We start from the raw sequence: 13,392 nt of genomic DNA on the forward strand, positions 1-13,392 counted from the left end.
TCTAAAGAACAAAAGATTAAGGGCAGGCTGGGATGACAGTTTTTTACTCGAATTACTTCACGAGGGGTTTTGTCAAGACATTTTTACCAAATAACCCTGCATATTTCCCACGAAGGGTAGTTTTTTATTGAAGCAGCATCTATAATGTTCTCTTATGGAGATTCCAGATAAGAGTATTGGGACATTTGTTATACTGACTGCCGCTGGGGCTTATTCTGCTGTTTTATATCGAGTAGCCCACCCCAAAACGTGCCCTGTCAGTGCAAAGGTTTATTCTGTAATGACGGTCATTGCAGCAGGGTGGGTCTCTTTTGCTCCTTACCACTTTGAGCGGTATGACGGCCCCTTTAAATGGGCATCCATCCTCCTTCCCTTTGGGCTTCTTGCAGCAGGAACTTACTCTGAAGTGTGGACCAAAGGGATTTGCGCGGGGCGGATTTCCCGCAGGACTGTTACTTTGGCGGTTTTTGTTTTTGGGGCTATCCATGCTGCAGTTGGCTGGATGGCCATGGACGATGTGTTTAAGGAGTACAAAGATGCTTTACCTCAAGGAATGCATGGCAAGATTAGTCAAGAACAAAAAAATCAGCTAATTGAGTTCCATAATAGTAATGGGTGGCCCTCGGGGATTAAAGAGGTATATGACATTTACAGGCAGGAAGGGATGGAAGCGCTTTGTAACCACTTAAAAGATCTTCCTGATACGGCATTTCAATCAGCTGATTGGGTCCTTTTTTGGCAGTTGGTATTCCCGATCACTTCACCAGAAGACGATGATCCCGTATTGCAAGAGCAGTTTACCCGTTCTTTTAACTTAATGGAGAAAGATGTTTATAAGCCTGCAATGCATAATTATATTGCCTTAGCTTTAGCGGAGAGTGATCTTTTTACGCGAGAACTTTTTGTTGATTTCGAACATGACAATAAGCTTTGGCCACTCTACTGGTATTGCATGGGGGCTTATATTAAATCAGGGGGAGAGGCGCCCTTTTTGGAAGGGTTAGCATACAGAACGAACATCACTGCAGGTCAGGTGCATCATCTTATTTTGGGTCACCGAGGCATGGTAGGCTCTGTAAGCGAACCTTTCCGCAATGTCTTGAAAAAGTGTCACATTGGGGATTTTAACTATCTACTAAAGGCTGCGAACCACGTTGGCTGGAGTTCCCTAAGCACATACCTTTGTTATTCTGGATCTCTTTCTAATAACTAGCGACAAGGCCGAAGTGGAACCGGAAGCCAGGAGCTTTGGGATTATTCGCCACTTCGAGTTGCTTGATCTGGATACCGAGGTCGCCACGGAAGTTGATATAGGGACCTAGCTCATACCGGACGCCAGGGCCAAAACTGAGGAGATATTCGGTTTTGGGAACGTTCTCTTCTGTACGAACATCTCGCCCAATTCCATAGTCTAGGAATGCTAAGAACTGGAGCATTTCGCCGTTATACCCTTTCTTCTTAAGAAGAGAAAGGGGAGGGGAGCGGAGTTCTGTCGAAATAAGAAGGGCATTGTCCACATTGACCTGACGCTCTTTATAGCCGCGGACGGTGTTGTAACCCCCCAGTCCTGACTGCTCACTGGGGAGGAGGTTTTGGGTGGAGGCTTGTCCACGGAGGGTTAGGGCAAAGGCAAAGTTGCTGGGGAGGCGGAAAATCGGCGCAAAGGTAATCCGTCCATAGAGGTAGGAGCTTTTAGCTTTGTAGCGGACTTTGCTATAGTCCTGTTTTTTTTGCTCACCGATCCAAGGACCAGGAGAATAGAAAAGCTCTACAGTTAAAGAGAAGCGGAGCGCTTCGTTGTCGAACCCTCCATTATAGCCAAGAGCGAGTTGGGTAAGGTTAACGCTATGAAGGTAAACTTCATTTCCACCAAACTCGAGGTTGTTATCGGTTCGTTTATAGTCGAAGCCTAGGATGATGTCATGGAGATAGCTTGGCATATGGGGGAGGATGAAGTTGTAGCGGGTACTCGCTTGGGCGGCGTAGCCCGAGTTTCTCAGTGCTGATTGCTGTGTTTCCATCTTCCCTTGGACTTGGGAGTAACCTCCGTAGAAGACCCAGACATCGCGCCAGGGGAGGGGAGCGGTATATTGACCGGTGAGGGCCCAAAAGCGGTTGACGTTGGGAGCAGTGGTTGCTTGGAAGGAGAAGATGTGGTCGAGGCCAAAGACGTTGGCCCAGTTGGCACCTACAAAGAGGCGGGTGGTGTCGGTTTCGTCATAACCGGTGTTGTCAACTCCGCCATAGACACGCCAAGGGCGGCTGTCAACAGTGAGGAGGCGGATGTCAGTGGTTCCGGCGATTTCTCCGGGACCGTAGATCACATCGACCTGGCGGAAAGGGTTCCGGTTGATCCAGGTAAGGTCGGCGACAAGGACGTTCGAGTCGATCGCCTCCCCTTCGTGAAGGCGGATGTAGTCTTTAAGGCGGGAGCTTTTGAAATACCTGTTCCCTTCGACGGTGACTTTGCCCAGTTTTCCCTCAACGACGATCACTTGGAGGATCCCTTCGGTGATCTTTTGCTGGGGGATTTCAACGGTGACGATCGGACGTCCCCATCGGCGGTAGTAGAGGAGGATCTCTTGCTTTAGATCGACAAGTCCTTGCTTGGTGAGGGGTTTTCCAAGGAATTGGTTCGTGAGCATCACATTGAAATTATAAACGCTTCCAGGAACTTGAACGTTGACCGTTTCGCCCCCCCCAAGGGCATGGGAAAGCGCTTCGTCAGAAAGGTGGGTGCGTGAATCGGTGAGGACGACTCCATTGAGCTCGGGGATGATCACCTGGTCGCCATCATCGGTCACTTTGACTGCAGAGGAGGTGGGGCCATAGGTGGTTCCCTGCTCTCCTTCAAACTGGGTGGGCTCTTTAGGCTTGACTCGCTCAAAGTTTTGGGCGCATAAGGCGGTTGCAATGAGGGTGAAGAGGATCGATAATTTCATAGTTCTGTATTCTCAATAGGTTTTGGAAAAGTGATAAACCCATTCATCCTTACATTATGGAAGGAGTGGTTCATCATACGTTGAAAGTATAGCTGGTCTCCAATAACTTGGAAACTAGAAAGTCCTTTTTCTTTCCTTTTTTCGTAAGCGTCTTCGTCGTACGCAAGTTGGAACTCTTCGGACCATCCGAGATATTCGTTCATTGGATGGAGATCGGTTAAGAGTTCACTCACGAGAAGTTGACTTTGTTCAATGTTAGCGAATGAGGCGGCTCCATTGCGGTAAAAGATGCAGAGAGGGATACCAGCGGTTGTTGATGGATCAAAGGAGAAGGGGGCCCACGCTTCGGTTTCGCTGTTGACAAAGAGGGGTCCGGGGGTAAAGGCGACGTTGTTGATCGTTCCTTCGATGCGAGTCACATCTCTTGAAGGGGTATAGAGGAGGATGTTCCCTGCGCTGTTGATCTTTGAGCCAGGTGCCATGTGAATGCCCTTGGGAAGGACTCCAAACTCATACTTAGCTCCATGGTTAACCGAGAGGGTAAGAGGGGCGTTTGAGTGATTTTTAATCGTTGAGCCCGTTCCCATTCTCACAGATCCTCCGATCAAAAAGGTGATCTCTTTTTCCCTACTATCGATGTGGCTATTTCCAATTAGCTCAAAGTCTCCGTGGGTTTGGATCAGGGTTGGCCCGCTGGTATACAGGGTTTGCTCTCCCCCTGCTAGGATCAGATCTTTTCCTGCAAAAAGAGAGAGAGGGCCTTGGGCGATCATCGAAGCGTTATTTTGACGCAGGCTTCCCCGAAGGATGTTAATGTTCAGGATGCCTGCGCTGTCGATAGAGGCTTGTTCTCTTGTCAATGAGTTTCCAATTAAGGAGAGGTCACCTTGGCTAACCGTAATATCGATCCGTCCTTGCCACGGGCCTACGCCCACACCATTAGAGATAAAGGCATAAGACGAGCCTGTTTTGGGAGCTTCTCCATGAATTTTTAGATCTTTTCCTGCAAAAAGACTCAAGTTACAAAACGCAGGTCCCACAGTTCCCACGATGCCGAGTCCTGCAGCAGACTCTCGCCCGCCCTCTTTGCAGTTATTAAGGGTAATATTTTTCTCAGCAACGACGCGGACCGTTCCAATCTTGGCATCGGTTTCTCCCTTTTCGCTATTTCCGGTAAAGGCACCGATAAAGGTAGCGCTATTTCCTTGACCGGCAGTGAGGGTGATATCTCCTCCCGAGGTGACGGAAACTAGGTCAGAGGTAAAGGTATGAGTCTCAGTTGTGACGGTAAAGTCTTGTCCAAAGCCAATGCCTACAAATTTTCCATTGCAGTTGCCATCGCCGACTAAAGTAATAGAGCCCTTAGCATCGACTGTGATATTTCCGCTATAGGTGTCTTTAAAACGGCGGGCAGTTCCCCCATGGCCGATCAGCGTGTAGGCATCTTTTCCTCCATGCGCAGCAAGGAGTTCGACCGTTCCATTGACGTTCGAAAGGGTGATGTCACCTTGTGCGTGAACAATTGCACTATTTTGTGCATTGTCTTTTTCAGCAGCAAGACCAATCTGAGCAAAGCAAAAGTCTTTGGACGAGGAAGTCATCCGCACATCTCCCCCGACGTGGTGAATGGTGATGTTTCCGGAAAGAGAGCGGTCACAGTCAGCGGTTGTGTGACTGGTGTTAATATGACCGATAAGGGCAAAATGGTCGACTGCTTGGACGATAAGATCACCCCCAACGGTGAGATCAATGTTGCTTTTTAAAAAGGCTGCATCAGATCCAATCTGTCCTTGCCCTCCTTTTCCTCCTAGTACAAGGAGGTGGCGCCCTGTTTTGATCGAGACATTTCCATAGCGGCTGCCAAGGCGGCTAACTCTATCTTGTCCGCTGATCTGAAGATCTTTTCCAACGTTGCAGATGATATCTCCCCACCCTTCATTTTGAACATCTCCTTGAACGATCAGATTCCGCTCAGCTAACAAGGTAAGAGGATAATCGCTGTCGTAACCATACATGTCAGACTCAATAATAATGTCCCCATTCCCTCCAAAGGCAGAGTGGGTTGCAATTTCAACGGGGCCATCTCTAAGGTCATTAATTAGGGATTGAACAGAAAAAATCGTTGTCTGTGCTGTAGGGACATGTTTCCCTCCAGCCCGTATCATTCCTGAAGAGCTACTATTTGAAGTGATTAAAATATCGCTGGGGTCGTATAGAAGTGTTCCTGGGAGGCCAATAGAAGCAGTTCGGTCGACATGACCTGCTTCTTTTTCAAGGTGAGCTCCTGAGACTTCGACAAATCCCCCATCACCTCCCGTTTTTCCTCCACGCACTTCAATCTTTCCCGCAAAGAAGGTAGAGCCGTCAGACCAGAGGACCACTTCGCCCCCTTTCCCTTTTTGGAAGGTGTTGGCACGGATGGTGGCTCCTTCTCTAACGATTGTTGACTCGGAGTGGAGAAGATCGCGGTTCTTTCCTTGCTTAGAGCCTCCAATCAGAACTTGTCCGCCTCCAAAGTTACTTGAGACATCGACAAGGGCATTTTCATCGAGGAGAACCTCTTTTCCAAAGACGTGGACCGTTCCCTGTGTCGCAGTGAGGGTACCGCTGACTTCAACACTTCCTCCCTCAGCAACTAAGTAAATGTCACCCCCTCGATTTTCAACATTGAGGGCGTCAGCCTTTCCGTTATGGTTAATCGCTAACTTGTAGGGGTTCCCATCGGCAATGAGACGGATCTTTAAAGCTTCAATATCCCCATGACCTGAGATCCCAATCCCTTTTCGTCTGTCACTTTCGCTACTTGGGGAGATGAAAATTCGCTCTTCGCTGCCTGGTTTTAAGAGAATTTCCCTTCCAACCGCAACTCCTACCATTCCGTTGGGTGCTGCAATTTGCCCCTCGTTTTTCACAAAACGACCAAGCAAAATCACATCGCCGCTCGAAGCGGAGACCTTTCCTAGATTGACCACACGGGCATCGGAATCTCCAAAAAAGCGGAGAGTTTTCCCCTCTAAAAATTCGCTGTCAAGAACGTCTAGAGAAGAGGCGATAAAGGCGTGGGTGTCGATGGTGGCATTGGGGCCGATTAAGATCCCGTTTGGGTTGATCAAGTAGACCGTTCCATTGGACTTGAGAGCTCCAAGAAGGGCACTCGTCTCTTTAGAAGAGACCCGGTTGAGGACAGCAGACAGATTGCTTAGTTGTTTAAACTGGATGGTTTCCCCTTCAGCGATCGAGAAGCTCTCCCAATTGATGATCGTCTTATTTCCGGTGACGATCTCCATATGTTGATTGGTGGGGTGAGCAAATGTTGCCTCTCCTTGAGCAACCTTCGGTCCCGAAGGCTTTGCCATTAGAAAAATAGGGGCAAGTATTAAGGCAGCAACGTAAGTTTTATCCATCGAGTCCTCTAAAATTTTGACTATTGCCTTAAATTTTAAACTAAAAAAGAAAATAAATCTAGTGTTTTTTTTCTTTGTCAGAAAGGAGTGTTTTCGGGATAATAGGTCCATATGAAAAAATACTCAGAGTCGGTTTACAAAACAAAGCGGTGGAAGACTCGTAAAGTGATGGTGGGAAATATGGGCGTCGGTGGGGACAACCCCATCCGAATCCAGTCGATGACCACCTCAAGCACCCGCGATGTGGAGGCGACGGTTGATCAGATCATCCGCCTTGCAGATATGGGGTGTGAAATTGCTCGCGTGACCGTTCAGGGAAAGAAAGAGGCCGAAGCGTGCGAGGCGATTAAGAACACACTTGTGCAGAAGGGGTATACGATCCCTCTTGTGGCTGACATTCACTTCTATCCGCCAGCTGCGATGCTTGTTGCTGAATATGTCGATAAGGTGCGGGTTAATCCCGGAAACTTTGTCGATAAACGGGCCACTTTTAAGACGATCGAATATGATGATGCCACCTATGCAGCCGAAATCGAGAAGATTTTCGAGACCTTTGGCCCCCTTGTTGAAAAATGCAAAAAGCTCGGACGCGCGATCCGGATCGGGACCAACCACGGCTCCCTTTCCGACCGGATCATGAACCGGTATGGAGATACCCCTTTTGGAATGGTTGAGTCGGCTCTTGAGTTTGCTCGGGTGTGCCGTCAGCTCGGCTACCACGACTTTATCTTCTCGATGAAGGCGAGTAACCCCCTTGTGATGATGAAGGCCTACCGCCTCCTCGTCGCCGAGATGATGAAACTCGGCTGGAACTATCCTCTCCACCTTGGAGTGACCGAAGCAGGAGATGGGGAAGATGGCCGTGTCAAATCTGCCATTGGAACGGGGTCGCTCCTCCTAGAAGGACTGGGCGACACCATTCGTGTCTCCCTCACTGAAGATCCTTGGCTTGAGGTCGACCCTTGCAAGCGGCTCATTGACTTTGCTAAAAGCTACGAAGGAAAAGGGATCGCCCCCTTTATCGAAACGAAGCGAAACATCCAAGAGATGAAGCGCCGTTTTGTTCGTCAGGTTGCCCCTCTTCAACGCGATGGCTCGGTCCTTGTATGGGGAGAGCCTCAAGAAGACATTAAGGCCGATGCCTTCTTTAACGGAACAGAGATTATCGCCGATGGGGAAACTTTTACCGACTTTGCCTACATTAAAGATGGAGATCCGAGCACCTGGAAAACACTCCTTGAAGAGCCCGCCTCCTTTATCCTTCTTGAGCTGACCGACTCTCTGCTTCACCAGGGGCGCTATTTCTTCGAGTGGATCCAAGAGGCAAAGCTGGATCTTCCCGTCATTCTGGTGGGGAACTATCCCCTTTCAGAAGAGGATACGGTGATCCATGCTGCTGCCGAGATGGGAGCTCTTTTAGCCGATGGAATGGGCGAGGGAATCCTCCTAAAAACCAACCTCTCCCCAGACAAGGCAAGCTCTCTTTCGTTTAATATCCTTCAAGGGTGTCGGATGCGAGCAACAAAAACCGAGTTTATCGCCTGCCCCAGCTGTGGCCGGACCCTTTTTGACCTTCAAGAGGTGACCCAGAAGATTCGAGCAAAGACGGCCCACCTTCCGGGCGTCAAGATTGCGATCATGGGATGTATCGTCAATGGACCTGGAGAGATGGCCGACGCTGACTTTGGGTATGTCGGCTCAGGACGGGAAAAGATCGACCTTTACGTGGGTAAAGAGTGCGTCGAGCGCAACATCCACTACACCGAAGCGGTCGATCGTCTGGTCCAACTCATCAAGGATTACGACCGCTGGATAGAGCCCGAAGAGGCCGCCCTTACTTCTTCTTCCCTGGAATAAAGACGAGGAAGGCTCCACCAACGATGAGGATGATGCCGCCTGCTAAAAGCCCATTGGCGATGGCGGTATATTTCTTCACATCTTCTCGTCCGGCGTCGATCTTCTTTTGCGCCCCACTTGCAAGCTCATCCCCAAAGGGTTTGGTGGCGGGAGTCATCCCAAAAAGCTGCTTTCCTGTGTCCACTTTTCCCTGCGCACTGGAAATTTGCTCCTTTCCTTTGGCGATTTCACCCTTGATGTAGCTTGAAGCAAAGAGCATTGCGATCCCCACCGCAGCTACAATCAGTCCTAAAATCCGTCGTATTTCGGCATGGTTCAAAATACAGCATGCCGAGGTAACACTTCACGAAATATGGACACTTCACGACGTAGCTTTTCTTCGCCTTCGGCTCCGAAGCTGTGTCGGTTCAGTGGATTTTTTTTGTTAAGCTGAAAGTCGAGCAAAGCGAATATGGTAAGTGGCTAAAAACCTGGAAAAAAAGAGGCTTGTTCCTTGGTGAAAGATGTGCAAGGTTTTCTAGGAAAGAACCTTTCCAGCGAACTGACATGGCTTCGGAGCCGAAGGCGAAGAAAAGCCATGCGGTGAGCTGTCCGCGGCTTCAAAATGGCTCTGCAAAATCGCCCCGCACGAGGGGTGGAACAGTGCTTTGCACGGCCCCCCGAGGAGGGTCGATTTGGCTTGCCAGATTGAAGCTCAAGGGGGCAGCAGGGGGCTTGCCCCCGACGCATCTTTCATAAGACCAAAAATTGTTACTCTATTTTGAACCATGCCCGTTTTTTCATTATTTTCTCCTGTAAATTTTTTTCTTTACCCTATGACATAAAGGGACAAAAAGAGCAAGCTGGTGGTTTAAATAGGAAACTTTTATAATTCTTTCAAAGTTTAGCTTGAAGGAGACTTTTATGACCCCCATTCAAAAATCTGCTATTACATCTTTAACCATAGGTGCAGGAGCTTACATAATAGGAAAGCGCTTCACCCATCTATTTAATGGTGCAAGCTATAACGGCCTTTTTTTAGCGACAGGGATGGTAATGGTTGCTGAAGCCATTCAAGAAAAGCTTGCTTCTTCAAAGGATGAGTGTTTTTGCTTGTCAGTGGCAAAAAAACTATCTGTAGTTTGGTTCGGAGCGGCCCTTGCTTTTGGGATGTCAAAAGCCCTTAAAGGGAAGGTTAAACTTACTGGTGAGGCGATTCTGAAGTTTGCGATTATCCAAGGGGTCGTCATGCTAATTGTTCATGGATTTAAGAATATGACCTGTCGAGAAGTCAAGTGGGCTATTAAGTGTGCAAAAAAAGAGGTCACTGCAAACGATCTTCGAAAATGCGCAAGACGCAGTTTTTTGATCTATATGGGGCTTGTTTACGGTGATTCCTCTTACCTTAAAGAGGATTTAATGATTGCCTTTCATGAAAGGCTTAAAAATGAGATCGGAAAAGATGCTTTAAAGAAAAAGCTTAAGAAAAATTCCAGCTTTTTTAGCACGTTCCCTGAGAATGTCCAAACCCAGGTTGCTAGACTCGTAGATTCAACGCCAGATAAATTAAAACCCAAAGAGAAATAAAGGTTTTCATAAATCAGCGCGCCCCGTATGTGTTAGGCAAACGAGGTGTGCATGTTAAACCGAATCTTTTTTATCACAAATATCGTTATTCTCATTGGAATGGTCAGCTTTTTTGCTTTCGATTGGGACTCGAGTGGAACCATCGAAGCAAGCCGGATCATTTTGAAAGGGGCGAATGGGACCCCAAACATCATCTTGCAAGGAAATGATGAGAATACTCTCATTACCTTGAATGATGCGAATGGAAATGTCCGCCTCCAGCTGCAGGGGGGAGTTTTCCCAGCGGTGATCATGAAAAATGAAGAGGGGGAGATCGTCGGGACCTTCTTTCCTTTAAGGGATGGGGGAGCGGCTCTTGGCTTGGGAGACCGGACGGGAAATATGGCCACCTTTATCCGCGGGGGAGAGACTCCGATGATGAACTTCTACCAAGGCTCTCATGAACCGAATATTGCGATGGGCATTGCAAATGATTTGCCCCACTTTGTGATGATTCCCAAAGAAGGGGGTGAGGGGGTGATTATCCATGGGCACACGCCACCTAGCCTTCTTTTTGTAGATGAGGAAGGGAAGGTTCCTGTCTCTTTATCCCGCCACGGACTTCTTCATGAGGTCACGGAACAAAGGGATGAGGAAGCTCTAGCCCCTTAAAATTGCGTGTTTTGTTAGGTCTGCGAAGAAGGGCGAGGACGATGTGGGTGTGGATAAAGGGGACCCCACTTTCAACCGAGATATTGCCAGTGGCGGTAATGAGCTCAAATGTTCTGTCGAAGGAGCTCTTGTCATAGTCATTTTTCTCAAGGTTAAAGTGGCCGAGTTCTACATCATGGACCATTCCAATCCCTTGGTAAAAGGCGCTGGGGATCTTTTTTTGAAGGACAAAGGCGCTCAGCATCTCATGGAGCTCCTTTCCCTCTTCCATATTTAGGAGCTGGGCAAAAATAACTTATACATTTTTGCAACCATAACATGGCCTTGTTCACCTTTACAGGTAAAAAGTTCGCACATTTATCGGTGGTATATGTAAGAAAGATACGTCGGGGACTTGCCCCCGACGCATCTTTCATCCAACTAAGTATGCAGACTTAAAAAAATAAGGGGCTTGTTGTTCAGGAAAAAGTGTGCGAAAAGGTGAGCAAGGCCCAAAAAAATCTCAACCAATCTATCCTCAATTTTAGGATTGACAGAGCACTATGGGGGGTTGTAACCAAAAAAATATTCAGCTAATGTAAGGCATATGGATACGGAAGAGGAAAAAGCGCTGAAAGAGCGCCACCACCACTGGCAGATCCGGCTGATCGTAGCGATCGTGATGCTGACCCTTTCCTTTGTTGGGCTGATCGTCTCCGATCTTTGGCGGGATGGGGCATGGCTTTACTGGCGGGTGATGGTCGGTATCTTTGCCCTGTTAAGTCTTTTTTTATCCTGGTATCTGCGCCATAAAAAACAGATCCTTTCTCCGGCGACGATTTGGCATGAGCTCGTGCAGTGGTTTGGGCTAATTTTAGCGGTCTACCTCGTGGCAATCTTTGTCAATACGGGGCTGATCGGCCGCTTTGAAGCAGGTCTTGTAGCTCTCACTCTCCTTGCACTGAATACCTTTATTACAGGGATCTATGTGGAGGGGACTTTCCTTGTTATTGGCCTCCTCTTAGGTCTTTTTGCAGCGGGGGCTGCCCTTTTAGCCGAGTATCTCTATACCGTGATGCTCCCGATTACCATTGCGGTGGGGGTTTTACTTGTATGGATTGTCCGCAAAAAACATTCACATAAATAACTCTTTACACGACAATTTTTGAACACTTGAATAAAAATCCTTTTGTAAGATATACTTGTGATCCATAAATCACTTAGGAAAGGCTCATAGAATGTCGGTTAGTAGTATAGATTTGGAAAATCAGGCTCCTTTAGAAGAAGAGCTCAACCTCTCTAAGAGTCTTGAGGGACTTTCTGTTTATATAAAGAATCGTTATGGGCCCATTTTGGCGACATCCGGATATCGTCTTAAAAGCGGAATGAGGGGGCTTTCTTTGGTTTTGAACTTTTTATTTGCTCGTATGGAAAAGCAGGGTAAGGGCTCTATCTATGAAAAGGTGAGCCAAAATATCACGAGTCTTTCCACTAGACGGATTGTTTGGAGTTGGAATACCAATGAATTTATCAAAAACTTTCAGGCGCTTAGTCGAGAAAAGCACCACATTTCTCGGCAAGATCTCAAGGAAGTCTCTATTAATATACTCCGCTCTGCCTACGATGATATCCCTAGTTTTTGCTGCGACTATTGCAGTGATTCCCGTCTTGAGACGATCCGAACGTCCCTTATTGGAATCAGTTTTTTCTTGGGCAATGAAAATTTTGATAAAGAGGTGGATCGCACCGTAGAAGAGATGCGCAATTATTTCACATCGAAGGTTGTGCTTACTCCAAATAGGATGCGTCACCAGCAGATTGTTGTTAGGGCCTATATTCAACGGCTCTTGGAAAAGCTGGAAAATGAGTGATATAAAGCGTCTTTTTTTTGGGTTTGAGGTTTATGCTACATGGCCTGATGATCTTCCCGATGCAAGGACGCTAAAGGCAAAACACCGCCACCTCACCATCGCCTTTTTAGGGGACACCTCTTACAAGCAGATCCGCTCTCTCATCCCAAAGATGCCCAAGCCCTCCTTTCGAGTGGGTCCTGTCGCCCTTTCTGACGCGTGCCTCTGCCTTCCCCGGCGCGACCCCCGTGTTGTCACCTGGCATGGTTCCCCCTTTGGAGCAGATACCATTGCCGGTTATCAAAAAGAGGTGGCGGGGTACCTCATCGATAAGAGAGAGTTTTTAAAGCATATCACCTTAGGGCGCAGTCCATTTAAAGAAAAAGAGTGGAAAAAACATTTCTCCCATTGCCCCTCTACTTAAAAAATCTTCATCTTTACGAGAGTTTTAAAGAGCTCCGGTATGAGCCGATTTGGACCCATGATCTCCTCCCTCCATTCAAAGAGGTAGAGGAGGGGCTTTTTCATCTTCATGGGGAAAGTTTTCAGCAGGTTTTCCTCAATGCTCAGATTGCCCTTGCTTTCAAGTGTCCTCAGCTTCTCCCTTTTCTTGATCCCGATTATCAGGTCCGCAATCTGCATGATGGAGGGATCCGCTTCTGTGCGATTTTAAACGAGGCGCATAGAGAGGGGATCACAGCGATTCGCGATGCTACTTTCCCCGAAAAGGGGAAGGCGGAGAAGGGGCTTCTTACTTGGGAGTTGATGGTTCGTAGTTAATTGACAGCTCACCGCGTTCGTTTCGGCACCCTCCGGGCTTGAATTCACGTCAGTTCGCTGTGGGAGATAAAGAAAAACTCTCCAGCGAACGGACATGGCTTCGAAGCCGGAGGCGGAGGAAAGCCATGCCGTGAGCTGTCCGCTAAATTTTATCATTAGGACACAAGAATACTCGGTCCTTTAGGGCCGAGATGAATTGTGCCAGTAAAAATAACCCTTTTAGAAATTAACATTTGACACCCTCTTAAGACGAATGGTAGAATACTCGTATGTTAATCCGCAAGTCCTTTCAATTCAGACTGTATCCGACTAAGAAACAAAAGAGGTTGCTGCAGGAGTGTCTAAACGAGTGCAGATGGCTCT

At 47.8% G+C, this 13,392-nt stretch carries 13 protein-coding genes; 9 read left to right on the forward strand and 4 right to left on the reverse strand.

The genetic code is table 11. The features are described 5' to 3' along the window. Positions 1 to 154 precede the first annotated feature (154 nt). A complete protein-coding gene (locus NEPTK9_RS07715; RefSeq protein WP_194848258.1) occupies positions 155 to 1,213 on the forward strand; it encodes a hypothetical protein in 1,059 nt (352 codons plus the stop codon). On the opposite strand, the gene NEPTK9_RS07720 is transcribed toward NEPTK9_RS07715, so the two are convergent. Both NEPTK9_RS07720 and NEPTK9_RS07725 read right to left on the reverse strand, forming a co-directional pair. Next, a complete protein-coding gene (locus NEPTK9_RS07720; RefSeq protein ID WP_194848259.1) occupies positions 1,203 to 2,942 on the reverse strand; it encodes a ShlB/FhaC/HecB family hemolysin secretion/activation protein in 1,740 nt (579 codons plus the stop codon). The genes NEPTK9_RS07715 and NEPTK9_RS07720 overlap by 11 nt on opposite strands. After that, the gene (locus tag NEPTK9_RS07725) at positions 2,939 to 6,346 is read right to left on the reverse strand and encodes a two-partner secretion domain-containing protein (RefSeq protein ID WP_194848260.1); all 3,408 of its coding nucleotides are present in this window, start codon (positions 6,344 to 6,346) and stop codon (positions 2,939 to 2,941) included. The genes NEPTK9_RS07720 and NEPTK9_RS07725 overlap by 4 nt, the downstream gene beginning before the upstream one ends. Positions 6,347 to 6,457: 111 nt before the next feature. On the opposite strand from NEPTK9_RS07725, the gene ispG reads away from it, so the two are divergent. Continuing rightward, positions 6,458 to 8,203, forward strand: a complete 1,746-nt coding sequence (gene ispG / locus NEPTK9_RS07730) for a (E)-4-hydroxy-3-methylbut-2-enyl-diphosphate synthase (protein WP_194848261.1) — start codon at positions 6,458 to 6,460, stop codon at positions 8,201 to 8,203. On the opposite strand, the gene NEPTK9_RS07735 is transcribed toward ispG, so the two are convergent. Continuing rightward, the gene (locus NEPTK9_RS07735) at positions 8,181 to 8,522 is read right to left on the reverse strand and encodes a hypothetical protein (RefSeq protein ID WP_194848262.1); all 342 of its coding nucleotides are present in this window, start codon (positions 8,520 to 8,522) and stop codon (positions 8,181 to 8,183) included. The two genes, ispG and NEPTK9_RS07735, sit on opposite strands and share 23 nt — an antisense overlap. A 584-nt stretch (positions 8,523 to 9,106) precedes the next feature. On the opposite strand from NEPTK9_RS07735, the gene NEPTK9_RS07740 reads away from it, so the two are divergent. Both NEPTK9_RS07740 and NEPTK9_RS07745 read left to right on the forward strand, forming a co-directional pair. Beyond that, positions 9,107 to 9,769 (forward strand): hypothetical protein, encoded by a 663-nt coding sequence (locus NEPTK9_RS07740; RefSeq protein ID WP_194848263.1) that lies wholly within the window; start codon positions 9,107 to 9,109, stop codon positions 9,767 to 9,769. Positions 9,770 to 9,820: 51 nt separating this feature from the next. Beyond that, a complete protein-coding gene (locus tag NEPTK9_RS07745) occupies positions 9,821 to 10,420 on the forward strand; it encodes a hypothetical protein (protein ID WP_194848264.1) in 600 nt (199 codons plus the stop codon). Here the strand turns inward: NEPTK9_RS07745 and NEPTK9_RS07750 are convergent. Beyond that, complete coding sequence (locus NEPTK9_RS07750) at positions 10,383 to 10,691, reverse strand: PPC domain-containing DNA-binding protein (RefSeq protein WP_194848265.1); 309 nt, start codon at positions 10,689 to 10,691, stop codon at positions 10,383 to 10,385. The genes NEPTK9_RS07745 and NEPTK9_RS07750 overlap by 38 nt on opposite strands. A gap of 315 nt (positions 10,692 to 11,006) precedes the next feature. Between NEPTK9_RS07750 and NEPTK9_RS07755 the strand changes: the two genes are divergently transcribed. From NEPTK9_RS07755 to NEPTK9_RS10040, 5 genes are all read left to right on the forward strand, one after another. Next, positions 11,007 to 11,546, forward strand: a complete 540-nt coding sequence (locus tag NEPTK9_RS07755) for a hypothetical protein (RefSeq protein ID WP_194848266.1) — start codon at positions 11,007 to 11,009, stop codon at positions 11,544 to 11,546. A 91-nt stretch (positions 11,547 to 11,637) separates the two neighbouring features. After that, on the forward strand, positions 11,638 to 12,270 hold the full coding sequence (locus NEPTK9_RS07760; RefSeq protein ID WP_194848267.1) for a hypothetical protein: 633 nt from the start codon (positions 11,638 to 11,640) through the stop codon (positions 12,268 to 12,270). Next, positions 12,263 to 12,673, forward strand: coding sequence for a 2'-5' RNA ligase family protein (locus NEPTK9_RS07765; RefSeq protein WP_194848268.1), 411 nt, complete (start codon positions 12,263 to 12,265; stop codon positions 12,671 to 12,673). Before NEPTK9_RS07760 ends, NEPTK9_RS07765 begins: the two co-directional genes overlap by 8 nt. Then, a complete protein-coding gene (locus NEPTK9_RS07770; protein ID WP_194848269.1) occupies positions 12,637 to 13,029 on the forward strand; it encodes a hypothetical protein in 393 nt (130 codons plus the stop codon). Before NEPTK9_RS07765 ends, NEPTK9_RS07770 begins: the two co-directional genes overlap by 37 nt. A gap of 269 nt (positions 13,030 to 13,298) precedes the next feature. Next, the coding region (locus NEPTK9_RS10040) for a helix-turn-helix domain-containing protein (RefSeq protein WP_194848170.1) at positions 13,299 to 13,392 on the forward strand (94 nt) is incomplete at its 3' end.

Origin of the sequence: Candidatus Neptunochlamydia vexilliferae, from assembly GCF_015356785.1 — a bacterium.
Taxonomy (GTDB): Bacteria; Chlamydiota; Chlamydiia; order Chlamydiales; family Simkaniaceae; genus Neptunichlamydia; species Neptunichlamydia vexilliferae.